This is a genomic window from Mucilaginibacter pocheonensis, assembly GCF_031456535.1.
Lineage (GTDB): Bacteria > Bacteroidota > Bacteroidia > Sphingobacteriales > Sphingobacteriaceae > Mucilaginibacter > Mucilaginibacter pocheonensis.
Genome location: NZ_JAVDUU010000006.1, coordinates 26,627 through 53,555, shown reverse-complemented (window position 1 = coordinate 53,555; position 26,929 = coordinate 26,627). Strand labels below are relative to the sequence as shown.

27 protein-coding genes are annotated in these 26,929 nt (G+C 41.7%); 3 read left to right on the top strand and 24 right to left on the bottom strand.

Annotated features, from left to right (window positions below):
* Window positions 1–5: 5 nt before the first annotated feature.
* The 22 genes from J2W55_RS25275 to J2W55_RS25170 all read right to left on the bottom strand — a co-directional run bounded on the left by J2W55_RS25275 (window position 6) and on the right by J2W55_RS25170 (window position 19,385).
* A complete protein-coding gene (locus J2W55_RS25275; RefSeq protein WP_310103168.1) occupies window positions 6–1,475 on the bottom strand; it encodes a complex I subunit 4 family protein in 1,470 nt (489 codons plus the stop codon).
* A 25-nt stretch (window positions 1,476–1,500) separates the two neighbouring features.
* The gene (nuoL, locus tag J2W55_RS25270; protein ID WP_310103166.1) at window positions 1,501–3,414 is read right to left on the bottom strand and encodes an NADH-quinone oxidoreductase subunit L; all 1,914 of its coding nucleotides are present in this window, start codon (window positions 3,412–3,414) and stop codon (window positions 1,501–1,503) included.
* 134 nt (window positions 3,415–3,548) lie between these two features.
* Entirely contained in the window at window positions 3,549–3,878 is a 330-nt protein-coding gene (nuoK, locus tag J2W55_RS25265) for an NADH-quinone oxidoreductase subunit NuoK (RefSeq protein ID WP_310103164.1), read from the bottom strand.
* Complete coding sequence (locus tag J2W55_RS25260) at window positions 3,878–4,375, bottom strand: NADH-quinone oxidoreductase subunit J family protein (protein ID WP_310103162.1); 498 nt, start codon at window positions 4,373–4,375, stop codon at window positions 3,878–3,880. Before J2W55_RS25260 ends, nuoK begins: the two co-directional genes overlap by 1 nt.
* Before the next feature lie 59 nt (window positions 4,376–4,434).
* Window positions 4,435–4,932, bottom strand: a complete 498-nt coding sequence (locus tag J2W55_RS25255) for a NuoI/complex I 23 kDa subunit family protein (protein WP_310103160.1) — start codon at window positions 4,930–4,932, stop codon at window positions 4,435–4,437.
* A 16-nt stretch (window positions 4,933–4,948) separates the two neighbouring features.
* Window positions 4,949–5,983 (bottom strand): NADH-quinone oxidoreductase subunit NuoH, encoded by a 1,035-nt coding sequence (nuoH, locus tag J2W55_RS25250; protein ID WP_310103158.1) that lies wholly within the window; start codon window positions 5,981–5,983, stop codon window positions 4,949–4,951.
* Window positions 5,983–6,972: an NADH-quinone oxidoreductase subunit G gene (locus tag J2W55_RS25245; protein WP_374726385.1), complete on the bottom strand. Its 990-nt coding sequence runs from the start codon at window positions 6,970–6,972 to the stop codon at window positions 5,983–5,985. The genes nuoH and J2W55_RS25245 overlap by 1 nt, the downstream gene beginning before the upstream one ends.
* A gap of 113 nt (window positions 6,973–7,085) precedes the next feature.
* Complete coding sequence (gene nuoF, locus J2W55_RS25240; protein ID WP_310103150.1) at window positions 7,086–8,450, bottom strand: NADH-quinone oxidoreductase subunit NuoF; 1,365 nt, start codon at window positions 8,448–8,450, stop codon at window positions 7,086–7,088.
* A gap of 7 nt (window positions 8,451–8,457) precedes the next feature.
* Window positions 8,458–8,982 (bottom strand): NADH-quinone oxidoreductase subunit NuoE family protein, encoded by a 525-nt coding sequence (locus J2W55_RS25235; protein WP_310103148.1) that lies wholly within the window; start codon window positions 8,980–8,982, stop codon window positions 8,458–8,460.
* Window positions 8,975–10,186: an NADH-quinone oxidoreductase subunit D gene (locus J2W55_RS25230; protein WP_310103145.1), complete on the bottom strand. Its 1,212-nt coding sequence runs from the start codon at window positions 10,184–10,186 to the stop codon at window positions 8,975–8,977. The genes J2W55_RS25235 and J2W55_RS25230 overlap by 8 nt, the downstream gene beginning before the upstream one ends.
* 113 nt (window positions 10,187–10,299) lie before the next feature.
* Complete coding sequence (locus J2W55_RS25225; RefSeq protein ID WP_310103143.1) at window positions 10,300–10,803, bottom strand: NADH-quinone oxidoreductase subunit C; 504 nt, start codon at window positions 10,801–10,803, stop codon at window positions 10,300–10,302.
* Window positions 10,803–11,345 (bottom strand): NADH-quinone oxidoreductase subunit B, encoded by a 543-nt coding sequence (locus J2W55_RS25220; protein WP_183566843.1) that lies wholly within the window; start codon window positions 11,343–11,345, stop codon window positions 10,803–10,805. The genes J2W55_RS25225 and J2W55_RS25220 overlap by 1 nt, the downstream gene beginning before the upstream one ends.
* A 144-nt stretch (window positions 11,346–11,489) precedes the next feature.
* Window positions 11,490–11,861, bottom strand: coding sequence for an NADH-quinone oxidoreductase subunit A (locus J2W55_RS25215; protein WP_310103136.1), 372 nt, complete (start codon window positions 11,859–11,861; stop codon window positions 11,490–11,492).
* 76 nt (window positions 11,862–11,937) lie between these two features.
* Window positions 11,938–13,629, bottom strand: coding sequence for a tetratricopeptide repeat protein (locus J2W55_RS25210; RefSeq protein WP_310103131.1), 1,692 nt, complete (start codon window positions 13,627–13,629; stop codon window positions 11,938–11,940).
* A gap of 26 nt (window positions 13,630–13,655) precedes the next feature.
* Window positions 13,656–14,561: a PstS family phosphate ABC transporter substrate-binding protein gene (locus tag J2W55_RS25205; RefSeq protein ID WP_310103129.1), complete on the bottom strand. Its 906-nt coding sequence runs from the start codon at window positions 14,559–14,561 to the stop codon at window positions 13,656–13,658.
* On the bottom strand, window positions 14,551–14,781 hold the full coding sequence (locus J2W55_RS25200; RefSeq protein WP_310103126.1) for a hypothetical protein: 231 nt from the start codon (window positions 14,779–14,781) through the stop codon (window positions 14,551–14,553). The genes J2W55_RS25205 and J2W55_RS25200 overlap by 11 nt, the downstream gene beginning before the upstream one ends.
* Before the next feature lie 4 nt (window positions 14,782–14,785).
* Entirely contained in the window at window positions 14,786–15,616 is an 831-nt protein-coding gene (locus J2W55_RS25195) for an energy transducer TonB (RefSeq protein ID WP_310103124.1), read from the bottom strand.
* A gap of 47 nt (window positions 15,617–15,663) precedes the next feature.
* Window positions 15,664–16,206 (bottom strand): ExbD/TolR family protein, encoded by a 543-nt coding sequence (locus J2W55_RS25190; RefSeq protein ID WP_310103121.1) that lies wholly within the window; start codon window positions 16,204–16,206, stop codon window positions 15,664–15,666.
* Window positions 16,207–16,212: 6 nt separating this feature from the next.
* A complete protein-coding gene (locus tag J2W55_RS25185; RefSeq protein WP_310103120.1) occupies window positions 16,213–16,830 on the bottom strand; it encodes an ExbD/TolR family protein in 618 nt (205 codons plus the stop codon).
* An 89-nt stretch (window positions 16,831–16,919) separates the two neighbouring features.
* On the bottom strand, window positions 16,920–17,756 hold the full coding sequence (locus J2W55_RS25180) for a MotA/TolQ/ExbB proton channel family protein (protein WP_310103117.1): 837 nt from the start codon (window positions 17,754–17,756) through the stop codon (window positions 16,920–16,922).
* A gap of 401 nt (window positions 17,757–18,157) precedes the next feature.
* Window positions 18,158–18,493 (bottom strand): translation initiation factor, encoded by a 336-nt coding sequence (locus J2W55_RS25175; RefSeq protein WP_310103114.1) that lies wholly within the window; start codon window positions 18,491–18,493, stop codon window positions 18,158–18,160.
* A 4-nt stretch (window positions 18,494–18,497) separates the two neighbouring features.
* The gene (locus tag J2W55_RS25170; protein WP_310103112.1) at window positions 18,498–19,385 is read right to left on the bottom strand and encodes a diacylglycerol/lipid kinase family protein; all 888 of its coding nucleotides are present in this window, start codon (window positions 19,383–19,385) and stop codon (window positions 18,498–18,500) included.
* 217 nt (window positions 19,386–19,602) lie between these two features.
* On the opposite strand from J2W55_RS25170, the gene metK reads away from it, so the two are divergent.
* The gene (gene metK, locus J2W55_RS25165) at window positions 19,603–20,853 is read left to right on the top strand and encodes a methionine adenosyltransferase (protein WP_310103109.1); all 1,251 of its coding nucleotides are present in this window, start codon (window positions 19,603–19,605) and stop codon (window positions 20,851–20,853) included.
* Window positions 20,854–20,954: 101 nt separating this feature from the next.
* Here the strand turns inward: metK and fabF are convergent, their stop codons facing one another.
* Window positions 20,955–22,199, bottom strand: a complete 1,245-nt coding sequence (gene fabF / locus J2W55_RS25160) for a beta-ketoacyl-ACP synthase II (RefSeq protein WP_310103106.1) — start codon at window positions 22,197–22,199, stop codon at window positions 20,955–20,957.
* A gap of 442 nt (window positions 22,200–22,641) precedes the next feature.
* Here fabF and J2W55_RS25155 point away from each other — a divergent pair, with 442 nt between their 5' ends.
* Entirely contained in the window at window positions 22,642–23,523 is an 882-nt protein-coding gene (locus J2W55_RS25155) for an NAD(P)H-binding protein (protein WP_310103103.1), read from the top strand.
* Window positions 23,524–23,601: 78 nt separating this feature from the next.
* On the opposite strand, the gene J2W55_RS25150 is transcribed toward J2W55_RS25155, so the two are convergent.
* Window positions 23,602–25,347 (bottom strand): PQQ-dependent sugar dehydrogenase, encoded by a 1,746-nt coding sequence (locus tag J2W55_RS25150; RefSeq protein WP_310103101.1) that lies wholly within the window; start codon window positions 25,345–25,347, stop codon window positions 23,602–23,604.
* Window positions 25,348–25,534: 187 nt separating this feature from the next.
* Here J2W55_RS25150 and J2W55_RS25145 point away from each other — a divergent pair, with 187 nt between their 5' ends.
* On the top strand, window positions 25,535–26,848 hold the full coding sequence (locus tag J2W55_RS25145) for an amino acid permease (protein WP_310103099.1): 1,314 nt from the start codon (window positions 25,535–25,537) through the stop codon (window positions 26,846–26,848).
* The last annotated feature ends 81 nt before the right edge of the window (window positions 26,849–26,929 follow it).

The following is a 26,929-nucleotide window of genomic DNA, read 5'->3' as shown; positions in this document are numbered from 1 at the left end:
AACAATTAGAGTTTTCCGTTTAATGATAATATTAAATTATTAACAGCCGCTTCTGATATATGCATAATAGGATGCGGGTATACCCCAATCACAATTATTAATATACAAATTATTGCCAACGTTAATTTTTCTGATCCGGTGATATCCGTAAATGTGGCTGTTAGTTCATTGGTTTCGCCCTGCATTACATTTTTATACATACGCAACATGTACACCGCGCCAAAAATGATGGTAAGCCCGGCAACTGCCGCCAGTGTAATGCTCACATAATGCGAAGCGCTATATTGAAAAACACCATTCAGTAATAAAAACTCGCCTATAAAGCCATTGGTTAAAGGCAAGCCTACAGTGCCCAGCACAATAATTAAAAAGGCAATGGAAAATTGCGGCGCCACTTTGGCTATACCACCAAGCTGGCCAATATCACGGGTATTAAGCCTGCGGCTAATAATATCCCATATAAAGAACATACCTACCACGTTAATACCGTGATTAAGCATTTGTATTAACGCTCCCTGTATACCTACAGCGTTCCACGCAAATATGCCGGCAGCTATTAAACCGACGTGTGCTATTGATGAGTAAGCTACCAGGCGCTTTCCATCTTTTTGGTTAAAGGCGATAAGCGAAGCATATATAATACCTATAACCGCCAATATCATTACCAGGCTTTGCCATTGTAAAAAGCCAAGCGGAGCGTTTGGTATTAACCAGCGAATAACTCCATATATCCCCATTTTTAACATAATACCTGATAACATCATGGTACCAGCTGTAGGTGCTTCGGTATAAGTATCGGGCTGCCAGGTGTGGAACGGAAACAGCGGCATTTTTATAGCAAAGGCAAGGAAAAACGCCCAAAATACCAGCGACTGGTGGTGCGCATCCATACCTAATTTATAAAACTCATGCAGATCATACGTTTTGCCGGGAGATTGCAGGTACAGATAAATAATACCTACAAGCATGAATAACGAACCCGCAAACGTGTATATAAAAAACTTAATAGTAATGCGGATACGATTTTCGCCGCCCCACAGGGCACATATAAAATAAATAGGAATCAACGCGGCTTCCCATCCAACGTAAAATAAAAACCCGTCTAAAGCCGTAAAAACAACCAAAAGCCCGGCTTGCATAAACAATATCAAACCATAAAAAGCACCCGCATTTTTATGCTCGTGCTCAAAAGTTGATAAAATGATCAGCGGCACAAGCAATGTGGTTAATAACACCATGATCATACTGATGCCGTCAATTCCGGCGCTAAAGTAAATGCCGAATTTTGTTATCCAGGGTACATCAATAATAAACTGGGTACTTGCATCAGGTGTAAACCGACTTAAAAATATGCCGGCTATTACCAGTTCGGCAACAGAAAAAAACAACGCTGCATACTTAGCAGCCCCGCTTTTTATTAAGGCTACTATAATTGCGGCAACTACTGGTAAAAAAATTAATATACTAACGGTCATGTTATATATGGTAAACGCTTGTCGTTTATATTTTAGTTAATCCCAATATGCTGTATGCCAATACAGCAATAATACCCAGTACCATGATGAATATGTAAAAACCTACATTTCCTGTTTGCAACAGGCGCAAGCCTTTGCTGGTTTCTATAGTGCCTTTACCTATTCCGTTCACCAAACCATCAATGCCCAGGCGTTCCACCACGTTATAAAAAAATGTAGAAAGAAAATCCAGCGGTTTGCGCACAATCATATCGTAAAGCTCATCAACATAAAATTTATTGTATGAGATACTGGTTAGTGCAGGGCGCTCTTCTGTATCAGCAACCGGAACACTGCCATTTTTGGCATATTTGATATAAGCATATATCAGGGCTATTAAGGCAACCCCAACTGAAACCGCCATTAATATCCATTCGGTACTTGCCTGCAAATGATGCTCACCCATCAACGCATTTGATTTTTCAAATACCGGCGCCAGGAAATGCTCCAGCTCGTGGTGACCGCCTAAAACTTCGGGTACGCCAATAAAACCGCCAACTATAGAAAGGATAGCCAGCACAATAAGCGGAATGGTCATGTTTGCCGGCGACTCATGCACATGGTGTTCCTGTTCATGTGTACCGCGGAACTTTCCGTAAAAAGTAAGATACAGCATCCTGAACATATAAAAGGATGTAAGCATGGCGGTAAATACGCCAACTACATAAAATGTAGTACTATGTGCATAGGCATGAGCCAAAATTTCGTCTTTTGAAAAGAAACCGGAGAAAGGGGGGATACCAGATATAGCGATGGTTCCGATAAGCATGGTAACGAAAGTTACTTTGATCTTTCCCTTTAAGCCACCCATTTTGCGCATATCCTGCTCACCCCCCATTGCGTGGATCACTGAACCCGCGCCAAGGAATAATAAAGCTTTAAAGAAAGCGTGTGTTAACACATGGAAAAATGCACCTGTATAAGCGCCAACGCCTAAACCTAAAAACATATATCCCAATTGTGATACAGTTGAATAGGCAAGTACCTTTTTAATATCGGTTTGTGTTAAAGCAATCAGTGCAGCAAATAGCGCGGTTGCCAAACCTACTATCGCCACAATCTCCATTGTATCCGGTGCCAAAGTATAGAATATATTGGAGCGGGCTATCATATATATACCTGCTGTAACCATGGTGGCAGCGTGTATTAATGCCGATACTGGCGTTGGGCCGGCCATTGCATCGGGTAGCCAGGTAAACAGCGGCAACTGTGCCGATTTACCAACCGCACCTATAAACAGTAATATGGTGATAGAAAAGAATGGCGCGGCACCGATATGTAAGGTAGCGGCCTTGGGAAAAATTTCGGCAAAGGAAATACTTCCGAAACTGTAAATAATAATGAACACTCCTAATAAAAAACCCAGATCGCCGATGCGGTTCATGATAAAGGCTTTTTTTGCCGCATCTGCATAGCTTGGATTGGTATACCAAAACCCTATCAGCAGGTATGAACACAGGCCTACACCCTCCCAACCTATAAACATGATAAGGTAATTTGAACCCATTACCAATAGCAGCATAAAGAACACAAACAGGTTAAGGTAAGCGAAAAACTTACCAAAGCCATTATCATCATGCATATAGCCAATAGAATACAAGTGGATGAGGAAACCAACGCCTGTAATGATGAGCAACATGATGGAGCTTAGCTGGTCAACCAGGAACGCGAATGGTATTTTTAATTCTCCTACGGAGATCCAGTCGAAATAAGTGATGTTAACAGGTGCTCCTGTTGATTTGATCTGGAAGAAAATGGCCAGGCTTAGACCGAAAGAAACCAATACCAGTAAACTGCCAATAAAGCCAATTATGTTCTTTGATAATGAATTGCGGCCAAGTCCGTTAATAATAAAACCGGCTAACGGTAATATGGGAATAAGCCAGATGTATTGATTCATATGCCCCTTCTAAATCCCCCGGTAGGAGAGATTGTTAGTTTTTTATTGTTTATTTATAAGCCTTTCGTTTTTATGAAAGGTGTTAATTACTCATTTTTAAAGCCCCTCTCCTGAGGAGAGGTTTGGATGGGCCTCTACCATTTTAACCTGTTCAATACGTTGATGTCAACCGAATTGGTATTGCGGTATATCATCACAATAATAGCCAACCCTACAGCAACCTCAGCTGCAGCCAGCGCCATAATGAAAAACACGAAGACCTGCCCGCTGGCATCCCCCCTGTAAACAGAAAAAGCACTAAGCAGCAGGTTAACTGCGTTAAGCATCAACTCAACTGACATGAATATCACGATAGCATTGCGGCGGATCAATACGCCAATGACGCCTATCGAAAAAATGATGGTGCTTAATAATATATAATGATTAAGCGGCACAGCATGTATAGTATTTGTTAAACTTTCCATTATGCGGTTTTAGGGTCTTTTGTTGCCAGCAGAACAGCACCTACCATTGCCGATAGCAGCAATATGGATGATACTTCAAACGGCAGTAAAAATTCGTTAAACAATACTTTACCTAAATTTTTAACCAAACCCAGGTCTGGATTTTTTAATATCACGGGGTTAGACACACCAATGGATTTTAATGAGGCCACCAGGGCTACAATTAAAATTCCTCCGCCTACTACTCCGGCAAACTTTACCATAAATGGCTTCACCGGCTCGCTTTCCTTATTCAGATTAATGAGCATTAGGGTGTAAAGGAACAGCACCAATATAGCTCCCATATACACAATAAAATTAACTACGGCCAAAAACTGGGCGTTCATTAAAATATAATGTACGGTGAACGTAAAAAAGGTAAGTATAAGATAAAGGATACTATGTACCGGGTTTTTGGCCGAGATCACCAGTATCGAGAAGAATATGGATAAAAACGCGATGAAGTAAAATGTACTCATGTTTATATTTTACAAAATACCCTTGCCCGTTAAAGAGTTGGGCAAAGGTATAAAACTTCTTATTGATTTAAGGGGGCTTCTACTAATTTGTCTTTGCCGTAAATAAAATCCTTCCTTAAATAGTCGGCCGGCACAATATCGCCGTCAAGATAAATAGCTTCTTTAGGGCAAGCCTCTTCGCATAAGCCGCAAAAAATGCAGCGCAGCATGTTTATTTCATAAACAGCGGCATATTTTTCTTCACGATATAAGTGTTCTTCGCCTTTCTGGCGTTCGGCAGCTGTCATGGTTATGGCCTCAGCTGGACATGATAGCGCGCACAAACCGCAGGCGGTGCAGCGTTCCCTGCCTTCTTCATCGCGTTTAAGCGAGTGCATCCCACGAAAATTCTCAGAAAACTCACGTTTCTCCTCCGGATAACTAATTGTTACCGGTTTCCGGAAAAAGTGTTTCATGGTGGTTGCAAGTCCGCTAACTATAGCCGGCAAGTAAGCGCGCTCCATTAAATTGAGTGGCTTTACTTCCAGTACTTTGCGCTTATTACTTAATGATTCCATTTATTTGAACTCCAATCTAACTAAATAATGTAGTAATTATGCCCGTAAGCACAATGTTGGCAATAGCCAGTGGTATCAATATCTTCCAGCCCAGGTCCATCAATTGGTCGTAGCGGAAACGTGGTATTGTCCAGCGTACCCACATAAAGAAAAAGATGAACAGGAAAATTTTCACAAAAAATACGCCTACACCAATCAGCGGACCAATAGCAGGGCCTGTATGGGCCAGCACCCAATCCATACCGGGATAGTTATAGCCGCCCCAGTAAAGGGTAGCCATCACTGCCGATGATATAAACATGTTGATATATTCCGCAAACAGGTAAAAACCCAGTTTCATGGATGAGTACTCTGTATGATATCCACCCACCAGTTCGGTTTCGCACTCAGGCAAGTCAAATGGTGTACGGTTGGTTTCGGCAAAGGCACACACCAGGAATAAAATAAAGCCAACGGGTTGTCTTAACACATTCCAGTGCCAGCTGTGCTGTTGTTCAGCAATTTCGCGAAGACTTAAGGTATTGGTTAACATCAGTAAAGCGATAATGGATAAACCCATTGAAATTTCGTAACTGATATTTTGCGAAGCCGCACGGATAGCACCTAATAAGGAATATTTATTGTTTGACGCCCAGCCACCTATCATTACACCATACACACCTAAGGATACCACACCAAAGATGTACAATATGCCCACGTTGATATCTGTAACCTGCAGATCAATAACATGACTGCCAATGGTCATTTTTTGTCCCCATGGAATAACCGCCGAACCTATACAGGCCGTTAATATGGCCAGCGAAGGGCCCACTATAAATAGAAAGGGCGTTGCATTAGATGGGATTATCTCCTCCTTTAAAAACATTTTTCCACCATCGGCCAGGGGTTGTAAAATACCCCATGGACCGGCGCGGTTAGGCCCTATCCTGTCCTGAAAAAACGCGGCAACTTTACGTTCTGCATAAGTTGAGTACATGGCCACAACAAGGCTGATAGCGAAAATGATCACTATTAATACCAATTTAATTATAATATCTGCAGTAGTTCCCATTATAAGCGTGTGTCTCTTTCAAATTGTTCTTTATTCGCTTCCATCAGTACCGGGTTAGTTTTAACAACCGGCAGCGGTATAAATTCATAATGATTTGAGCTGATCACTGATTTATGCGACACTTTTCTGGGTCCTTCAATTACCCAGTCGGATGTTTTCTTTTTATCAAAACGGCAGGTATTGCAAATAAATTCCTCTACCTCGCCATAAACATCTTTACGGCCGGTTACCCTGATCACATCATCACCTTTATACCATAAAGTAACCTTACCACAACATTTATCGCAGTCGCGGTGTGCTTCCACCGGTTTGGTAAACCATACGCGATTTTTAAACCGGAAAGTTTTATCGGTTAAAGCGCCAACTGGGCAAACATCTATAATGTTACCTGAAAAGTCGTTATCAACCGCTTTAGTTATGTAGGTTGATATCTCGGAATGATCACCCCTGTTTAGTATGCCATGCAAACGAGTGTTGGTGATCTGATCGGCAGTGAATACACAGCGATAGCATAAAATACAACGGGTCATGTGCAGCTGTATCTTGTCGCCAATATCAATTTTCTCAAATGTGCGGCGGTCAAACTCATAACGGGTTTTAGCAGCGCCATGTTCAAAACCCAGATCTTGCAGGTGGCATTCGCCGGCCTGGTCACACACTGGGCAGTCAAGCGGGTGATTGATCAATAGCATCTCAACCACGCCTTTGCGGGCCTCAATAACCTCGGGCGAGGTAATATTTTGCACCTCCATGCCATCCATTACCGTGGTGCGGCATGATGCAACCAGCTTGGGCATTGGGCGCGGGTCTTTTTCAGATCCTTTGCTCACCTTAACCAAACAGGTACGGCATTTACCGCCACTGCCTTCCAGCTTGGAGTAATAGCACATAGCAGGCGGAACGATATCGCCCCCGATCTGCCTTGCGGCATTCAGGATAGTTGTCCCTGGTTCTACTTCAACGGGTATCCCGTCTATTGTTACTTTCATTGACATTTTATATAACGTCCTTTTTATTTTGTCCCTATTACCGGGTATAATTCTTATTCATTCATGTCATTGGGAACAATCCTTAGTTCCTCAGGATGACAAGTTTTCTTCACTTATCCGGCAACAGATTCTAACTTCGGAAGCGGATCAGCATAATGTGCCAGTCCATAATTCCTGGTTGTTGCTTCACCCGCGTTTGTCACATGCCATTCAAATTCATCCCTGAAATGACGAATGGCACTGGCCACCGGCCATGCTGCCGCATCACCCAGTGGACAAATTGTATTCCCTTCAATTTTTTTAGATACATCAACCAGCAGGTCCATATCACTCATTTTACCGTGGCCGTACTCTAAACGATGCAATACCTTTTCCATCCAGCCGGTACCTTCACGGCACGGTGAACATTGGCCGCAGCTTTCATGATGGTAAAAACGGGCGAAGTTCCAGGTATTACGAACAATACAGGCATCCTCGTCATAAGCTATAAATCCGCCGGAACCCATCATGGTTCCGCTAACAAAACCGCCATCAGCCAATGATTCATAGCTCATTAACCGGGGCTCGTTATTAATAGTTTTCAGAATAAGGTTGGCTGGTAAAATTGGCACTGAGGAACCTCCGGCCACAACTGCTTTCAGGCGTTTGCCATTAGCAATACCGCCACAATATTCATCAGAGTATATAAATTCTTCAACGGGTAACCCCAGGTCAATTTCATAAACGCCCGGTTTTTTCAGATTGCCACCTGCCGAGATAAGCTTGGTGCCGGTGCTTCGGCCAATGCCTAATTTAGCATATTCATCGCCGCCTTCGTTCACAATTGGCACTACCGCCGCTATTGATTCTACGTTATTTACAACCGTTGGGCAGCCATATAACCCAGCAATAGCCGGGAATGGTGGTTTTATACGCGGGTTACCACGTTTGCCTTCCAATGATTCCAGAAGAGCGGTTTCTTCGCCGCATATATAGGCGCCGCCGCCGGGTTGTACATAAAGCTCAAGGTCATACCCAGAGCCTAAGATATTCTTACCAAGAAATCCTTTCGCCTTTGCTTCTGCTATGGCCCGTTCCAATATCCTGATCTGCGGCATCATTTCACCACGTACGTATATATACGATGTGTTGGCGCCCAATGCATAGCTTGATACAATCATCCCCTCAATTAACAGGTGAGGGATATATGTCATGAGATAGCGGTCTTTAAAAGTACCTGGCTCTGATTCATCAGCATTACAAACCAGGTAACGGGCTACACCCTCGGGCTTGGCCAAAAAGCTCCATTTCATGCCGGTTGGGAAACCCGCGCCGCCGCGGCCCCGTAAGCCCGACGTTTTCACTTCCTCCACTATCGCCTCGGGCGACATGGTTTTGATAGCTTTCTCAACAGCCGCGTAACCGCCTTTTGAGCGGTAAACATCAAATGTATTGATGCCGGGTACGTTTATATGTTCTAATAGTAATTTCCGTCCCATGATACTGTTAATTTTTTGTTCCCGCCTTTAAATCACCGATCAACTTATCTACCGATTCGATAGTTAAATTTTCGTAAAAAGTATATTCAGGACCAATTTGTAAAACCGGGCCAAAGCCACAGGCAGCAAGGCATTCTACACCGCGCCAGCTAAATAAGCCATCGGCGGTAACTTCACCTTCTTTAACCCCCAGCTTTTGCTCAATATGATCCATGATCTTTTCGGCGCCTACCAGGCAGCAACCGCTGGTACGGCAAACCTCCAGCACATATTTACCCTGTGGGCGCAAAAAATACATGGTATAAAATGAGGCAACCTCATAAACTTCAATAGGAAGTATATTTAAATACGCTGCCACCTTATCCATTGCAGGTACACTTAACCAGCCAAATTCAGCCTGTACAAGGTGCAGTACAGGCAACAAGCCCGATTTCTGTTTTCCCTCAGGATAACGGCTAACTACATCATCAAATTTACTGATCAGCTCCGGCGAAAAATCAACCGGCACCTGAGTATCTTCAACTTTAAGCATCTAATTCTCCGGCTATAACGTTTAAACTACTCATATTAATAATCGCGTCTGATAATAACATTCCACGGCTCATTGGCGCATACATCTGGTAGTTGATAAAGCTTGGCCTGCGGAAATGCAAACGGTATGGACTACGTCCGCCATCGTTCACCAGATAAAATCCCAGCTCGCCATTGGCACCCTCAACCGAGTGATATACTTCGGTATTAGGAGTTGGTATTTCGCCCATTACAATTTTAAAGTGGTAAATAAGGGCTTCCATGTTATTATAAACTTCTTCTTTTGGCGGCAGATAAAACTCGGGTACATCGGCATGAAAAATATCCGATGGTTCTTTTTCCAGTTTCACCAATGCCTGCTCAATAATGCGAAGGCTCTGCCACATTTCTTCGTTACGCACCAAAAACCGACTGTAAACATCGCCATTGGTACCCACCGGAATTTCAAAATCAAAATCTTCGTATGACGAATATGGATTCATCGCCCTTACATCATAATCAACGCCGGCAGCGCGTAGTAAAGGACCTGTCCAGCTATAGCTTAATGCCGTTTCGGCAGTAACAGCTGCAACATCTTTGGTACGGTCAACAAAAATACGGTTACGGTTAAAGAGCGATTCAAACTCTTTCAGCGTAACAGGAAAATCTTTCAGGAACTTACGCAATTTGACAAATGCAATAGCATTAAAGTTACGTTCAAAGCCGCCAATGCGACCAATATTTGTGGTAAGCCGCGATCCGCAGACCTCTTCATATATCTCGTATATAGCTTCGCGATGTTCCATCATGTACAGGAACCCGGTAAATGCACCTGTGTCAACACCTAATACTCCATTACAGATGATATGGTCAGATATGCGCGCAAGCTCCATGACAATCACTCGCAGGTAATCAACACGTTTTGGCGTAGTAATGCCCAGCAGTTTTTCAACTGTCATGTGCCAGCCCATATTGTTAATAGGCGACGAGCAATAGTTTAAACGGTCAGTAAGCGGGGTTATCTGGTAAAAAGGCCTGTGCTCTGCAATTTTTTCAAAAGCACGGTGTATATAACCAATGGTTGATACGCCGCTAACAATTCTTTCACCATCCAACTGCAGCACATTCTGAAACACGCCATGTGTAGCGGGGTGCGTTGGACCCAGGTTAAGGGTTGAGTACTCGGTTTGCGGATCGTTGTCTGTATATACAGGATGATTTTGCATCAGTATAATTATTAATTTAGATATGAGATTTGAGAGGTGAGATTGAGATCATTTCCTCTATATTAGGTAACAGTCCAAGTGTCAAATCTCACGTCTCAAATCTAATCTATATGTTATCTTCCGAAGAAGTAGTCTTTTTTATCAACGCGATTGGGGTCTTCCAGCGGAAACTCTTTGCGCATTGGAAAAGCAGTCATGTCATCAACATTTAATATCCGGCGCAGGTCAGGATGCCCGTCAAATATTACCCCGAAAAGGTCGTATGTTTCGCGCTCCATCCAGTTGGCACCATCCCAAAGCACGGTAGCTGTAGGAATATGTACATCCTCATTAGCTAAAAATACTTTTATACGGATGCGGGTATTAGTTGTAAGACTGTGCAAATGATATATCACTCCAATTGGCCTTTCCTGTTCAGGATAATGCACACCGGTAATATCAGTTAAGAATATAAACTTCAAAGCGGCATCAGTCTTTAAAAAAGTTAACAGATCAATGATCTGTTCCCTGCCGGTTTCTACCGTAAGCAAGCCATAAGGCTCTCCTACTACGGTTACCTGCTGGTCAAACTTTTCGCCAATTCTTTTTAAAAGTTCTTCGTTCGGTATCTGGGCCATTATTGAATTCCGTATTTAGCTAACAGTTCCTGATATTTAGGCTCATTCCTTCTGCGAAGCGATTCTGTTTGAACCAATTTTTGAATATTGATAAAGCCATCAATAATAGCTTCAGGACGTGGCGGGCAGCCTGGCACGTAAACGTCAACCGGTATTACTTCGTCTATACCCTGTAAAACGGAGTAAGTATCAAATATACCACCGCTTGATGCACACGCTCCTACAGCCATAACCCAGCGGGGCTCGGCCATTTGCAGGTACACCTGCCTTAGTACAGGTGCCATTTTTTTTGCAATGGTACCCATAACCATTAAAAGATCGGCCTGACGCGGAGAAAAGCTTAATCGCTCGGCACCAAATCTTGACAGATCATAATGAGAGGCCATAGTTGCCATAAACTCAATACCACAGCATGAGGTAGCAAATGGCAGGGGCCATAATGAATTTGAGCGTGCTATACCTATTACTTTATCAAGCGAGGTAGCAAAAAATCCAGCGCCTTCTATTCCTGCAGGGGCATCAACTATTTGAATATCACTCATTGAACTATTTTATAGACATTGAACTATTTTATAGAAAAACAACTATCCTCAAAAAGGTGGATAGCGTTCACAAATTTACAAATAATAAAGATGTAAAAAGTACACGATGGGTAAGCAGCAGACATATTTAGAATCAATCTAAACTTAGTCCCAATCTAAAGCCTTCTTTTTTATTACGTAAATAAAACCCAATAAAAGCGTGCCCATAAATATGAACATCTCTATCATACCATCTTTACCCATCTCCCTGAAATTAACAGCCCAGGGGTACATGAATATTACTTCCACGTCAAAAAGTACAAACAGTATAGCAACCAGAAAGTATTTAATAGAGATTGGCGTGCGGGCGTTGCCTACAACTTCTATCCCCGATTCAAAGGGGGTCAGTTTATCTTTAGTAACCCGTTTAGGGCCAATTTTGTGCGTTACAAACATAGTTGTTACCACAAACCCTATAGCCACCAGCATTTGGAATATGATGGGCAAATAATTAACCGGTAAACTTTGTAATTCCATGGTGCAAATATACTAATGCAACTATAATAAAAAAGGCCTCTTTTTCAAGAGGCCTTAATCTGTTCAATAATTTTTATTATTTGCTTTTACCGGCACCACCTTGTTTTGCAAAGTAGGCCTGAACCTGTTTATTAGTAGGGTCATTATCTCTTGCCTTTGTATAACTATCAGTAGCTTTAGCTGCATCCTTTTCTTTAAAGGTATAGTAATTACCTAAATATACATAAGCCTCTGCAAGGTTCTTTTTGGATCTGTCATCCGGCGCCCCTTTAGCAGTTATCAGCTCAATATATTTATCATAAAAAGGTTTGGCAAAGCCTTGAATGTTATTACGATCTTTTTCTTTTAAGTCGTTAACACGTGCACGATATAAAAATGCATCGGGATACGGGCTTGTGGCTGTTTTCTGAATCACATAGCTAAAAGCACTGTCAGCCTTGGTTAACAAAGTATCTGTAGAAGGATTCTTTGGATCATAACCAAAGTAGTAGCTTATACCTTCGTAAAAGTAATCAGTTAGCTTAACATTACGACCACCTTTTTGAGTAACCAATTTATAAGCATCACCTGCCTGTGCATACTTTTTCTGTCCGTATAACGATTTTGCAATTTCGCTGTAAACCTCAGTTTGTGTGGTGTCAAGCTCTAATGCTTTTTTCAGGGTGTTGATACCTACAGAGTCCTGACCGGATGCCATTTGTAAACGTCCCATGTATAAATAGTCACGTGGCATTATCCTTTTAGGATCTGCTTTTGTCATCCAGGTATTTAATGCGGTTACACCTGCAGGGTAATCTTTATTTTCATAAGCGGCATAACCTAAATAGCGGTATACCCTTAAGTTTGTTTTTGACGATTTTGCCAGATCTGCAGCCACTGTCTGTAATTCAGGGAATTGACCAGCGCTGATCAGGAAGTCGGCATATCGCATTTGCGACTCAACAGAAACATCTGTTAAGCTAAGATATTTTTTATATTCCTCAACAGCTTGTTTAATTTTGGTTGATGCCATCTTCGGATCGGTATTGGCCCAGCGGTTATCTGTCTCTGCCCATTCGCGGTAAGCCGGACCATAGTTAGGGTCAATGGCTAAAGCATCCTGAAATTGTTTTTCTGAATCTTCAAAGTTATTGGCAAATTTCCATAATACACCGGTAGCTACTTTTGCAGCCGGATTTTTAGGATCGATGGTTGACGCGTCAGAGTAAGCCTGGTAAGCTTCATTACTCTTTAGTTGTGAACGATATGCGTTACCTAAAGTGATCAACAAATCTGCATCTTTTGCATTTACCGCTTTACCTTTTTGCAAAACAGCTATAGCTGCATTTGCATCAGCCGGAGATATCTTTCCGTCGGGAGTAAGTGGTAATAAATAAGCCTCACCTACATATTGATATGGTTTGGAATTTTTACCGGCCAATGCAATGGCCTGATTAAAATTGGTTGTTGCTCCGGCATTATCTTTATCTAAACGGGCAACCGCACCTAAGCCTGCATAATTTAATGCAGATTTGGAATTTACAGCTATTCCTTTATTAAAGGTTGTCTTTGCAGAATCGGTATAATCCTGTTTAAGATACACCCATCCCAGATAAAAGAAATTTTCGTCCTTATCGGCTTGCGTCGTCGTAAGGTTTTTTAGCATCGATTTAGCTTTCTGATACTGTTCGGCATCAATAGCTTTTTTGGCGTCGGCAAGACTCTGCGCAAAAACTGACGAACCTCCTAATACCAGTCCTAATGATGCCGTGGCTATTCTACTAATCATTTTCATCGCTCGTATATAAATTTTAGTTAGTGTTTAATGTTTATTTCTCTCCCAGGCACGGATTCAGGCATTAAGTTTGATTTTAATATGATCCTTTGCCCTTTCTCACTTAAAACAAATTCTGAAAAACCGGTACCTAATCCCATTTTGCCGGTACTGTTTATAATAAATAGTTCCCTGCTCAGAGGATACTGTTTTAAGACAAGCGAACTTTGGGATGGTTTAAAGTATTCGTTATTAAACTTCTTATTGTTCTCGTCTTTAACAGCTACAATTTTGACATTATTAACAGCATCAGCATACTCTTTATCCGGGTCATTAAGCCAGTTAAAGCCGATAATACCAATGGCATTGGGATGCTGATTTACATATTTAAGCACCTCAACATTTGATTTCAGCGCGTAAATGTTTTTTTGTTTTAACTCCTTACTACCAGATAAATCCTTCAAATACCTTACCAAACTTGAATTTGGATTGTCGAAAACAATATTTTTATCTGTTTTAATTTTTCCGTTCAGCATACTTTTAATTTCGCCTACGGTAATTAGCGTGTCATTTGATGCCTGGTTTACAATCAAAGCAACTGCATCTATGGCAAAAGCCCTTATAACCGGCGGTAAGGTTCTTCTTTTTAATACATTTACCTCACTTGTATCCAAAGACCGGGCCAGTATGGCCACGCGCACACTATCATTAAGCAGCATTCGCAAAGCCTCGTTTTCTGACCGGTAAATTATATTGGGTTTAGCCTCGGGATATATGCCTTTAAAAACATACGCTTCTTCACTAATTATCGGCTTAAAAGATTCATCGGCAACTAAACTCACACTACCTGTTACAAAAGTATCAGATGGGGTTTTGGTTTTATCCTGACAGCTTTGAAAAAGTATTGCACTTATAGCTATCAAAACCAATTTTAAATTATTTGTCATCCGGGTTATCTTTAAACAGCCTTGAAAATCTGATCAAACCGTATATTAAAAAAAGAGAGCCGAATATGATACGTTGTGTTTGGGTTAAGCCCAGATCAAGCCTATCCCAAAACATGATCATGATACCCATGGTGCATACACATACCAGGGTGACGACTCCTAAAATAAGCAAAAACCGCCTTTTGGGCGATTTTTGCTTGTAATTAAAATTAAATGGCATTATTTTAATTATCGCTTGCTAATGTAAAGCTGATTGGAACGCTGTATTGTACACGAACCGGACGACCGTTTTGTATACCAGGTTTCCATTTAGGTGAATTTTTCAATACACGTACTGCTTCCTCATCGCAACCGCTGCCAATACCTCTTGTAACTTTAATATCGGTTAAGGAACCGTCCTTTTCCACAACGAAAGTAACAATTACACGTCCTTGTGTTCCGTTTTCACGGGCAACAGCTGGATAACGGATACTTTTACCTAAATAAGCGCCGAACTTATCCAAACCTCCCGGAAATTCAGGAACCTGTTCAACCGAGGTAAAGATCTGGTTGGGATCGGCCTCAACTACTTGTTTAATATCTGAGTTACCTACCGGCTCATCAATTCTGATGTCGGCATTTGGGTCACCTTTTTGGTCCTTTTGTCCAGGATCCGCAACCTGCAGTTCTTTTACTGTAGGCGGTTCTTTTTCCCTTACCTCATTATCCGGTTTTACTACCGGAGGAGGGAAACGCACCTGGTCAACCTTTGGTTTAGGTGGTTCAGGAGGTGGCGGAGGTGGTTTTTTGGTTTGATCTACTGGTGGTGGTGGTTGTAACACAACATCGGTGACTTTCACCTTCTCCTGTGCCTTCGGAATAAACCCTTCAAGTTTATTGATGATGGTTTTCAACGAAATAAGAAAAACAAAAAGCACTACACCAATAACTAAAGCTCTGTTGGTGTGTCTTGGATTGTCTTTTCTTAGTTCGTACGCGCCATAAGCTTTATTACGGCCCGTAAAAACCACGTCGATCCATTCCGGTTTTAATATGTCTAATTTTGATCCTAACATTATAGGTTTTTATTTAGTATGATGTTAACGTTCTCCGTGGTTATTTATTACTTACTATTATACAAACCGTCTTTTTGCAATAAGGCTATCTCAGAGGGAGTTATATCTACAATACCGTAACCTTGTATATTGGTTATGTTAATTTCGTCAAGCACGTCAACCAAATTTTTATAAGTTGATTTATCGCTTGGTTTAATTACCACAAACATAAATTTACCGGTACTGGCCTGTACTTCTTTTCCCTTTTCAATCAGTGTTTTACGTAAACCGTCTTTACCATAGTTATCAACGGTAGGCGCCGATTTTCCCGGCTCACCAATGTACCATTCCAATTTATTATCACTGCCTAACAGCAATGTTAATGACCGGGATGCTGCAATTGGCAACTGATCTTTTGTTTTTTCATCCTTATCCGGCATGGCCAAATCCATTGCTTTTGGTTTAGCAAGGGTAGTGGTAAGCATAAAAAAGGTAATTAATAAGAAGGCAAGGTCAACCATTGCAGTTAAATCTACACGTGTTGAGGCTTTTTTACTTCTTACTTTCCCACCTTTGTGCTTACCGCCCCCGGAGGTATCTAATTCTGCCATTATCTTTTATTTTTTAGGCGCGGCTCTCAGCGCTGTGATTAAACTGAATTTGTTAACTTTTTGCTTCTGCAAAATACTTACTACCTTTTTAATTGTAGGGTACTCTTCATGGCTATCGCCTTTAATTGACACCCTTAAATCTTTATTATGCAATGCTCTCGCTGCAATTCGAGCTTCACGTATCCAGTTAAAAAGTTCATTATTCGCGGTAGTATCATTAGGGATACCTGGCTGTTGGTAGGTTTTCTTCTGTTCTGAAGTTAACGCTAAAAACTGGTGCAAAGCATTAAATGGAACCCCAAAAACTTCTGTAACGGCAAACCTGTCATATTCTGCCTGTGAAAATTTTTGCTGGTATTTTTCGGCCATTTGCTGCAGCAACTGTTTACGTATATCGGTACCGTCAACACTGAAGAAAACTTTGCCTTGTCCTACAGTCAGGGTGGCCATGTTATCGTCAGGTACAGGCTGTGTAATTACAGACTGTGGCACCTCCGCCTTAATCGGGTCTTCCGGTTTAGGCTTTGCTGTTAGTATGAAAAAGGTAAGCAGCAGGAAAGCTACGTCGCACATGGCGGTCATATCTATAGCTGTACTTTTTCTTTGGACTTTTACTCTTGGCATATTACTTTCTATTTAAAAATATATAGTGTTATTAAAAAATCACGCTGCGTTACTACCTAAGTAATAACGAATTAACCACTAATATATTTTTATTTGTTTTTGTGAGATGCAGCAAATGTTTGCACGATGCTGAACCCAGTTTCGTCAATAGCGTAAGTAAGTTTATCAATCTTTGATGTAAACACATTGTACATTACAATTGATATAGCTGATGTACCGATACCTAATGCTGTGTTGATCAAAGCTTCAGAGATAGCTGCTGATAATGCAGTTGTGTTTGGAGCGCCTTGTGCTGACAAAGCCGCGAACGCCCTGATCATACCGATTACCGTACCTAACAGACCAGTTAACGTACCGATAGATACCAAAGTAGCGATGATAGTTAAGTTTTGCTCAAGCATTGGCATTTCTAACGCTGTTGCTTCTTCAATGTCTTTTTGAATAGCTAAAGTTTTTTGGTCAACATCAAGATTTGGCTCTTCTTCCATTTCTTTATATTTCTTTAATGCTGATTTGATAACGTTTGCTACAGAACCTTTTTGTTTGTCGCACTCAGCAGATGCGCCTGAGATGTTACCGGCATTTAATTGCCCTTGAATTTTTCTAACAAATGCATCTACGTTACCTGTACCTGATGCTTTTCCTATTACTACGAAGCGCTCAATAGTGAAAACAATAACCATCAATAGGTATGACATGATGATAGGTACAATAACACCGCCTTTGTGCACAGTTCCAAATAAATCTGTTGGATCGCCTTTTTCTACATCACCGCCCTGATAGTGACTTGGATCTCCCAATATGAAGATAAAAATGCAAATTGCTACAATGATACAAATTGGAATCGTCAAAGTCGCAAACATGCCCGATGCACTTGAGCTTTCATTTTTAACAGTAGTAGTTGGTTTTGTTGGTGCGTTTGCCATTACTTTTAATTTTTAGTTTTAGTTTTTGTTTATATTATAAGTTAGTTAAATGTGCTTTTTAAATTAGCGAATAACAAAAATAGAATTTTAATGAAATAAAAAAATCTTTTATGTTATTCTTTACAATTTTTTAATACCAAATTACATTTTGGATTCAATTGGTCATAATTAACGTAACAATGCATAAATATTGTGTGTTGTCACGACAATTATTTGCAATGAAAACCATTTTTTTTTATATTATCAAGCAATCCCTAATAAAAATTATGTTACTAATGTGTTACAATATCGTTTTAGTTCGGGTTTATAATGCCTGTAGAGCGTTATAACAATAATAGTGATTTTTTGTTTTAGTGTATAATATACGCTTAGTACCTACTTAAAAGCCTGTTTTGAACAAATTAGCCGCCTGCTTTTTTTGCCTTATAGCCATCTGTTTGCAGCAAGGTTAAAATTTTATCGCGAAAATCGCCCTGTATCAATATTTCACCATCCTTTACCGAGCCGCCAACGCCACATTTTGTTTTCAATTTTTTACCTATAAGCTCCAGATCTTCACCTGTACCTATAAAGCCGGTAATGCGTGTAACCAGTTTACTGCCGCCTTTACGGTCTAAATAAATTTTCAAATTTTGCTGTTGCGGAGGCAGGGTTTGCTGAATGTCTCCCGCGTTTTCCTGGTATTGAAAATCAGGATCAGTTGAATAAACCACGCCCGTAAAATTTTTTTTAGCCATAATATTAGTTTTTGTATGATGGGCCTACTATTACTTTTAATGAATTAGGAACAACGCTTACATGTACATGCGTACCCATTACCTGCGGTTCGCCGTCAAGGTGTATAGGTCCGGCGATTTGCCTGGTTACATTAATTTGCCTGCCTCGAATAATTTCTACATAACTTGTGCCTTCAGCTGTTTTGGTAAGCATCCTGATGCCCATTTCCGGAAAACGCCACAATGGAAATTTTTTTATCACACAAACATCAAGTAATCCATCCTGTACCGATGCTCTTGGCGATATATGCGCGTTGTTACCATATTGGGATGAATTAGCGATACTTAACATAAAGGCTTTGCGGTCATACATCTTCCCGTCAATTTCAATATGATACGTTTGTTCATTATAGGTAGCTATCTCGCGCATGGATGATTTAATATACGATATAAAGCCGCGCTTTTTCCCGTGCGAAAACACCTCGCTGATGTGTGCATCAAACCCCATGCCCGCCATATTAAAAAAAGGCTGCCCGTTAACGGAGCCAGAGTCAATACATTCAACATGACCGGTGCTTAACGTTTGTATGGCCTGCTGCGGATTCATCGGAACACCTAAAAAACGCGCCAGTCCGTTGCCCGACCCATAAGGTACAACACCAAGCGCAGTATTACTCCCAACAATTGCCGAAGCTATTTCATTAACCGTACCATCCCCGCCCACGGCAACAACAATATCGTATTTATTTACCGCTTCGGATGCAATTATGCGCGCATGTGATACCCCGTCACTAAACACTATGGTGGCATCAAACACCTTTTTATCAAGGTTTTGATCTATCAGCTCAGGTACACCGTCCTTTTTCTTACCACCCGATATTGGGTTTATTATAAATAACGCTTTACGTTTCAATTATATGTATTATTTCAGCCCCCAAAAGTAAATGTATTTTCGGCTTTGTGAAATTTGTTTTATTTTAGCCGCCCGAAAGTGGACTGATTTAATTGCCTCATTTAAATATCAGGCTGGATTGCAACCACGTAAAAAAGTGCTAAAACCCTGCTTCTTTTTACTACGATCCGTTAAAACTTTCTTTTCGACTTGTTAAATTAAATTAATAAAAATTTATATGCCATATTTATTTACTTCTGAATCCGTTTCGGAAGGACACCCGGATAAAGTTGCTGATCAGATATCAGATGCGCTTATTGACCACTTTTTAGCTTTTGATCCAAATTCAAAAGTTGCCTGCGAAACCCTGGTAACAACCGGGCAGGTTATGCTGGCCGGCGAAGTAAAATCAAAGGCTTATTTAGATGTACAAAAGATAGCCCGCGAGGTGATCAACAAAATTGGTTACACCAAAGGCGAATACATGTTTGACGGTAGCTCATGCGGTGTACTATCAGCCATTCATGAACAATCTCCTGATATTAACCAGGGTGTTGACCGCCAGGCTAAAGAAGAACAAGGCGCCGGTGATCAGGGAATGATGTTTGGATATGCTACTATTGAAACTGATAACTACATGCCTTTAGCATTGGACATCGCCCATGCCCTTTTGATTGAATTAGCTGCCATCCGTCGCGAAAATAATGAGATCAAATACCTGCGCCCGGATGCAAAATCACAGGTAACGCTGGAATATAGCGATGATAATAAACCAATCCGTATCGACGCTATCGTTATATCAACCCAACACGATGATTTTGGCGATGAAAAAACCATGCTCGAAAAGATCAGCCAGGATATCATCAGCATTCTTATTCCGCGGGTAGAAGCAAAATATCCTAAATACGCACACTTTTTTAACGATCAGATCAAGTATCATATTAACCCGACAGGTAAATTTGTTATTGGCGGTCCGCATGGCGATACCGGCTTAACCGGCCGTAAGATTATTGTAGATACTTATGGTGGCAAAGGCGCGCATGGCGGCGGTGCTTTTTCGGGTAAAGATCCTTCAAAGGTTGATCGTTCTGCAGCTTATGCTACCCGCCACATTGCTAAAAACCTGGTAGCTGCGGGCGTTTGCGATGAGGTTTTGGTACAGGTATCATATGCTATTGGCGTAGCACAACCTATGGGAATTTATGTAAATACTTATGGCACCACCAAAGTAGATTTACATGATGGCGAGATAGCTAAAAAGGTAGAGGAAGTTTTCAACATGACCCCTTACGCTATTGAAACCCGCTTTAAGCTACGCAACCCCATTTACAGCGAAACTGCTGCATACGGTCATTTTGGCAAACCAAATGAAGTGGTAACCAAGTCGTTCATTGCCCATGATGGCACCGAGCTCAAGCGCGAAGTTGAGCTGTTCACCTGGGAAAAACTGGATTATGTTGATAAAGTAAAACAAGCTTTTGGTTTGTAACAAATTCAATATTATAACTATAAAAAAATAGCGGCAGAAATATCTGACCGCTATTTTTTTATATGAAAAAGCAAACAACGCACACTCCTTTCAGAATGCGGTTATAACTTTCCAAAAACTACTATACCATTATGGCCACCAAACCCAAAGGTATTGCTCATAGCTAAATTAACCGGGTAATCAATGGCCTCATTTAAAACAATATTAAGGCTATCAGGTACCGCCGGATCCAATGTTGTGGTATTAATTGTAGGAGGTATTACCTTATCGCGCATTGCCAGCAAACATATAATGGCTTCAATGGCACCCGCAGCTCCGAGTAAATGCCCGGTCATTGATTTTGTAGCACCAATCCTGATCTCGTTTTTCTCGCCTTTGGTAAGCGATAATATGGCCTTCAACTCCGAAAGATCGCCTACATGGGTCGAAGTCGCGTGCATATTCAGGTAATCAATGTCGGTAATAGAAGCGCCTGCTTCCTGCAAAGCTAACTGCATACCTTTTGTAGCACCCAAGCCTTCGGGATGGGTTGCGGTCATATGATAAGCATCCGCAGTCATAGCAGCACCCCTTACTTCACCATAAATATGTGCACCTCTTTTTACAGCATGTTCATATTCTTCCAGCACCAAAGCACCGGCCCCCTCGCCCATTACAAAACCATCCCTGTCTATATCAAATGGCCGTGAAGCCGTTTCGGGGTCATGGTTACGGGCCGACATGGCTTTCATAGAACTAAACCCACCAAAAGACGCGGGAGTAATAGGGGCCTCGGACCCACCGGTTACAATGATCTTAGCTTTATTAAGCCTTATATAATTGTAAGCATCCATAATGGCCGTGTTTGATGTGGCACAAGCCGAAACAGTGGTATAGTTAATACCCATATAACCATTGCGGATAGAGATCATCCCCGAGGCCATATTGGTAATAAGCTTGGGCACAAAGAACGGGCTAAACCTTGGATGCCCGTCACCAAGCGTATATTCTTTTACCTGTTCCTCAAAAGTTTCCATACCTCCCTGGCCCGAACCCCAGATCACACCTACATCAAACGGATCCATTTTCTCAAAATTGAACCCCGAATCTTTTATTGCCTCATCTGATGCAACAAGCGCGTACTGCGTAAAAGGGTCCGTCCGTTTAATGTCTGCCCTATCCAGAAAATCAGAAACATTGAAGTTCTTTAGCTCGCAGGCAAACTGTGTCCTGAACCAGGTTGGATCAAAATGGGTGATCCTTGCCGCAGCACTTTTTCCGGCTACTACATTTTTCCAAAAATCAGTTACCTTATTACCAAGCGGCGTAAGGGCGCCTAAACCGGTTACCACTACTCTTTTTAACATGGCTGTAAAACTATTAAATAAACCGCATCAAAAGTAATTATAAAAATACCGAATGGTATATTCATAATGTAAATTTCCTCTATGGCTTACAACGCTTTTCATTTGTTTTTTAAAAGAGATAGATTGAAAACCCTCAACAGGTGTCATGAATTTGGTTAAGCGATTGTATGATCAGCTAGATTATCCCCTTGCTGATATTCACCTTTTGTTCTTATGGTAGTAACGTCTCTTCATACGATAAATATTAAATAAAATATTTTACTTAATAATATCGAAACCTGGTTATAACTATTGAATTATCAAAGATTATTAAAACAACTGTTAAGGCAAGCGGTTTTTTAAATTACCAACAAGAAACGCTTTCTATAATATTATTAAATACCACAAATACCTATAGATGAGCAATTAATAACTATAAACCGATAATTTTAATTACAGAAATATGGATATTATCATCGGAGCTTCAGGTCAGGTTGGGTCAGCCATTGTAACTAATCTGATAAAAAAAGGACGAGCTGTAAAAGGCATAGTAAGAAACAATGAAAAAGCGGAATTACTTAAAAAGCAGGGCGGTAATTTTGCCATTGCCGATGCTTTTAACCTGTCGGCTTTAACCGAAGCAATAAAAGATGGGAAAACACTTTTTATTATAACGCCGGAAACCGGAAAAGGCGATGATGTAATAGGCGACACCAAAAAGTTCCTTGAAAACATCAGAAAAGCAATAGAAAAATCAACCGTTAAAAAGATAGTTGGCCTATCATCAATAGGTGCACAATATGATAAGGGTACAGGCAATCTGCTCATGTCCTACCTGCTTGAGCACGCTTTTAAGGACATGGAGGTTGAACAAAGCTTCATCAGGCCCGCTTATTATTTCAGTAACTGGCTCGCCTATATTCCGGTTGTTAAGGATATGGGCATTCTCCCATCCTTTTACCCGGTTGATCTGTCAATACCCATGATATCGCCAATGGATGTAGCGGAATTAGCGGCAGACATTATTGCCGATGATAATAGCGGAAGTAAAATTTATGAGGCTTTCGGCCCGTCCGCGCATAGCTCAACGGATGTGGCGCATGCTTTTGCCGAAGCGCTTAAAATCAATGTAAAAGCACAGCAGATACCACGCAGCAAGTGGGATGAAACGCTGCGGAAGATAGGTTTTTCGGATGATGCCATTAAGAACTTTATAGCCATGACAGATCTGGTAATATCTGGTGACATCCATCCGGAAAATAAGGGCACCGTTACTTTGAACGGCGAAACAACGCTGCAGCAATACATCAATAATGCAGTAAAAAATCCTCCAAAACATAAGTAATGAGGCGTTTTTAACACAAAAAGGCTCTAATACATAGCAGTTAAGCCGATATTATCACCTAAACTGCATAATTGAAAATTATTTTACCTGTAAACTTGCGCGTACTTTTTTTACTTCGGATGCTGTTACCAAACTACTGTTATTACCAAAATTATTGCGGATATAGGTAAGCACGCGGGCAATTTGATCATCGCTCAAAAAACTATGTTTGGGCATAACACTATTGTATGGCTTGTTTTTAACTTTGATAGGCCCCTCAAGCCCGTTAAGCAAAACCCTGATAGCCAAATCCTTTTCCATGTATTTACCGCCTGTAACCCACTCAGACCCGCTTAATGGCGGAAAAAGGTTTCCGTCGCCCTTGCCATTTTTTTGGTGGCAGTTGGCACAGTAGGTAGTATAAATTCGGGCGCCGGCTGTAAGCATGCCGCTCATCAGGTTATTACGCATTACATCAGGAATTTTAAAGCCCGGCAGCTTTTTCCGCAATTCCATTTTGGCCAGCTGGGCATTAGTAAATTTAGTTTTATCGCCCTGGTAAAATATTCGCCATACCCTTCCTTTTTCGGTGTCGCTTATATATAATGATCCATCGGGGCCCATTGAAACACCCATTGGCCGGTAAACTGCATCGCTTACACTGACAACGGTGTTGCGGCCTGCAAAACCATCAGCAAAAATTTCCCATTGCCCGGTGGGTTTTCCGTTTTTAAAAGGAACGAAGCAAACAAAAAATCCGGCTTGCGGGTAAGGCGACCTGTTTGTTGAACCATGAAAGGCAATAAAAGCCCCATTCTTATACCTCTGCGGAAACTGGTTGCCTGTGTAAAACATCAGGTCGTTAGGTGCCCAATGCGCCTGAAAAGCCATAATGGGTTGGGCATATTTTGCACCATTCCCGGCTTTTTTGCCGTCGCCTCCATATTCGGGGTTGAGCAGTTTTTTCTTTTTTATGGGGTCATAATAATAGTAAGGCCATCCTACATCGGTGCCTTCCTTAACTTTTATAAATTCCTCGGCGGGTAGTACCGCGCTTTGCCAGGCGCTAAATTTACGGGGGAATTGTAAACGCAGGTCATCACGCCCATGCGCTACCACATATAAACAGCTATCGGCGGTGTTCCAGTCCATAGCTACCACACTGCGCAGACCCGTTGCATACCGCATGCCATCCTTTTGCAGCTGGTTTGGCTTTGCCTCATCAAACTGCCAAATGCCGCCATAATCATTTAACAGCGGGCAACCTTTAATACCCATTGATCCGGGTACGCGGTTTTGCTCCTGGCACGCATTTGATGGAGCCCCAAAAGCAATATACATATGGCCTTTATTATCAAAAGCTATAGGTTTGGCATCATGCTCATGCTCGGGATGTATATCATGCACAATAAGTTCAAGCTTACCATCGGGCACCAGTGTATTGGGATTTAGCTTAACCCGGTAAACATTAATTTGTGAACTGAAATATAAATACCCTTTATGAATACGCATACCGGTGCCATAGCTTCCTTTATCTTCATAGTCAGCAAATTTTTTGATAATATCAGCCTTGCCATCATGATTGGTATCGCGCAGCGCAACATTGCCCCCTATAGAGTCGGGAAACCTAAGTTTTACATAAATATCGCCGTTGCTGTTAACCGCCAGATGGCGGGCACGCCCCTCCAGACTGTCAACCACCACCACGGCCTTAAAATTACCCGGAAGATATAAGCCCCCGTTATTTTTATCGGCCATGGGTAGCTGATCGTCTTTTACTGAAACAAAGCTGATAATAAAAAGTGCTGAAATAGTTACCAGGAATATAGGAGCAAATTTTTTCATGAGGAGCTTAAAAGCTGATGTATCCTGCTATAAAGGATTTTGCACCATAAATGTTTAAGCAAAATACCGTTTTTTTGATTAAAATGCAGGGTATTGCCCGCTCTCGTTTTCTTTATAAACCCACCGTGTTATTTTAACCCGCCTATTTTATAAATACCTATCTTATCTTCACAAAAAAAACTACAGTATGCCCGCATCATCAGCAAAAAAATTAGGTTTATGGACCAGCACGTCCTTAGTGGTGGGTAACATGATAGGCGCGGGCGTTTTTTTAATGCCGGCTGCTATGGCCTCCTTTGGCAGCATTGGCTTGCTGGGCTGGCTGTTTTCGGCAATTGGCTCGTTTTTTTTGGCCAAAGTTTTCAGTAACCTGAGCAAGCTCCTGCCTCACGCTACGGGCGGCCCATATGCCTTTACCCGTTACGGACTTGGTGATTTTGCCGGCTTCCTGGTGGCATGGGGTTACTACCTGGCGGTTTCATGTGCCAACGCTGCCATAACCATTTCCTTTGTAAGCGCATTGAGCACGTTTTTTCCGGTACTGGCCTCCAGCGCGGTTACGGCAATAGCTACCGGCTTGTGTACCATTTGGTTGCTTACTTATATCAATACCCTGGGCGTGGTTACCGGCGGAAAAGTTCAGCTGATCACCACTATTTTAAAGGTAGCTCCGTTGCTGCTGGTAGCCATAGGGGGCTTGTTTTTTGTACAGTTCAAAAATTTCATCCCGTTTAATGGCAGCACCACAACCGTTTACGGCGCACTCACGGCTACAGCTACCATGACTATGTTTGCTTTTATTGGTATTGAAAGTGCTACGGTACCGGCGGGCAGTGTAGCCAATCCGCAAAAAACCATTCCCCGGGCCACTTTACTTGGTTTATTAATAGCTACCCTGGTATATATCTTAAGCAGTTTTAGTGTGATGGGCATTGTACCGGCTGCCGCTTTGCAACGGTCGGTTACTCCTTTTGCTGATGCTGCTGTAGTAATATATGGCAGTAACGCGCGCTATTGGGTAAGCGCCGGTATTGCCATAGCCGCGTTTGGCTCGCTAAATGGCTGGACATTACTGCAAGGCCAAATGCCTTTTGCCATTGCAAATGATAAATTATTCCCGGCTGCTTTTGCCCGGCAGAATAAAAAAGGGGTACCATATGTTGGGATCCTGGTAAGCAGCATTATGGTTTCCATTTTTATGAGCATGAATTATACCAAAGGCCTGGTTGAGCAATTCCGTTTTCTGTTGCTGCTGTCCTTATTGTCTATACTTATTCCTTACCTGCTATCTGCGGCAGCTTACCTTATAATCAGGATAAAGCAAAAACAAATGAATGGGTTAACCGGAGCCGTTACGCTGGCTATCCTGGCCTTCGGCTATGCCCTGTGGACCATTGCCGGTACTGGTAAAGAAGCTGTTTATTATGGCTTTTTACTACTGATGGGCGGTATCCCATTTTATGTATGGCTGGCTTATAAAAAGAATAGCGATGTGGAGTAGGCGGGTTGCTGGGGCGCGGGTTAACCTAAAACACTCACAAATGAGATTGCCACGCTGCGCTCGCAATGACGTGATCTTTAA

Excerpts from the sequence above, each read along its gene's own strand:
- nuoH (WP_310103158.1), bottom strand. The coding sequence starts at position 5,983 with ATGGGAACTACTGCAGATATTATAATTAAATTGGTATTAATAGTGATC.
- fabF (WP_310103106.1), bottom strand. The coding sequence starts at position 22,199 with ATGTTAAAAAGAGTAGTGGTAACCGGTTTAGGCGCCCTTACGCCGCTT.
- J2W55_RS25235 (WP_310103148.1), bottom strand. The coding sequence starts at position 8,982 with ATGCTTAAAGTTGAAGATACTCAGGTGCCGGTTGATTTTTCGCCGGAG.
- J2W55_RS25230 (WP_310103145.1), bottom strand. The coding sequence starts at position 10,186 with ATGCAAAATCATCCTGTATATACAGACAACGATCCGCAAACCGAGTAC.
- J2W55_RS25175 (WP_310103114.1), bottom strand. The coding sequence starts at position 18,493 with ATGGCTAAAAAAAATTTTACGGGCGTGGTTTATTCAACTGATCCTGAT.
- J2W55_RS25155 (WP_310103103.1), top strand. The coding sequence starts at position 22,642 with ATGGATATTATCATCGGAGCTTCAGGTCAGGTTGGGTCAGCCATTGTA.
- J2W55_RS25260 (WP_310103162.1), bottom strand. The coding sequence starts at position 4,375 with ATGAGTACATTTTACTTCATCGCGTTTTTATCCATATTCTTCTCGATA.
- metK (WP_310103109.1), top strand. The coding sequence starts at position 19,603 with ATGCCATATTTATTTACTTCTGAATCCGTTTCGGAAGGACACCCGGAT.
- J2W55_RS25145 (WP_310103099.1), top strand. The coding sequence starts at position 25,535 with ATGCCCGCATCATCAGCAAAAAAATTAGGTTTATGGACCAGCACGTCC.
- J2W55_RS25220 (WP_183566843.1), bottom strand. The coding sequence starts at position 11,345 with ATGAGTGATATTCAAATAGTTGATGCCCCTGCAGGAATAGAAGGCGCT.
- J2W55_RS25185 (WP_310103120.1), bottom strand. The coding sequence starts at position 16,830 with ATGCCAAGAGTAAAAGTCCAAAGAAAAAGTACAGCTATAGATATGACC.
- J2W55_RS25190 (WP_310103121.1), bottom strand. The coding sequence starts at position 16,206 with ATGGCAGAATTAGATACCTCCGGGGGCGGTAAGCACAAAGGTGGGAAA.
- J2W55_RS25150 (WP_310103101.1), bottom strand. The coding sequence starts at position 25,347 with ATGAAAAAATTTGCTCCTATATTCCTGGTAACTATTTCAGCACTTTTT.
- J2W55_RS25205 (WP_310103129.1), bottom strand. The coding sequence starts at position 14,561 with ATGACAAATAATTTAAAATTGGTTTTGATAGCTATAAGTGCAATACTT.
- J2W55_RS25210 (WP_310103131.1), bottom strand. The coding sequence starts at position 13,629 with ATGATTAGTAGAATAGCCACGGCATCATTAGGACTGGTATTAGGAGGT.
- J2W55_RS25180 (WP_310103117.1), bottom strand. The coding sequence starts at position 17,756 with ATGGCAAACGCACCAACAAAACCAACTACTACTGTTAAAAATGAAAGC.
- nuoL (WP_310103166.1), bottom strand. The coding sequence starts at position 3,414 with ATGAATCAATACATCTGGCTTATTCCCATATTACCGTTAGCCGGTTTT.
- J2W55_RS25215 (WP_310103136.1), bottom strand. The coding sequence starts at position 11,861 with ATGGAATTACAAAGTTTACCGGTTAATTATTTGCCCATCATATTCCAA.
- J2W55_RS25275 (WP_310103168.1), bottom strand. The coding sequence starts at position 1,475 with ATGACCGTTAGTATATTAATTTTTTTACCAGTAGTTGCCGCAATTATA.
- nuoK (WP_310103164.1), bottom strand. The coding sequence starts at position 3,878 with ATGGAAAGTTTAACAAATACTATACATGCTGTGCCGCTTAATCATTAT.
- J2W55_RS25245 (WP_374726385.1), bottom strand. The coding sequence starts at position 6,972 with ATGAAAGTAACAATAGACGGGATACCCGTTGAAGTAGAACCAGGGACA.
- J2W55_RS25255 (WP_310103160.1), bottom strand. The coding sequence starts at position 4,932 with ATGGAATCATTAAGTAATAAGCGCAAAGTACTGGAAGTAAAGCCACTC.
- nuoF (WP_310103150.1), bottom strand. The coding sequence starts at position 8,450 with ATGGGACGGAAATTACTATTAGAACATATAAACGTACCCGGCATCAAT.
- J2W55_RS25225 (WP_310103143.1), bottom strand. The coding sequence starts at position 10,803 with ATGGCCCAGATACCGAACGAAGAACTTTTAAAAAGAATTGGCGAAAAG.
- J2W55_RS25200 (WP_310103126.1), bottom strand. The coding sequence starts at position 14,781 with ATGCCATTTAATTTTAATTACAAGCAAAAATCGCCCAAAAGGCGGTTT.
- J2W55_RS25195 (WP_310103124.1), bottom strand. The coding sequence starts at position 15,616 with ATGTTAGGATCAAAATTAGACATATTAAAACCGGAATGGATCGACGTG.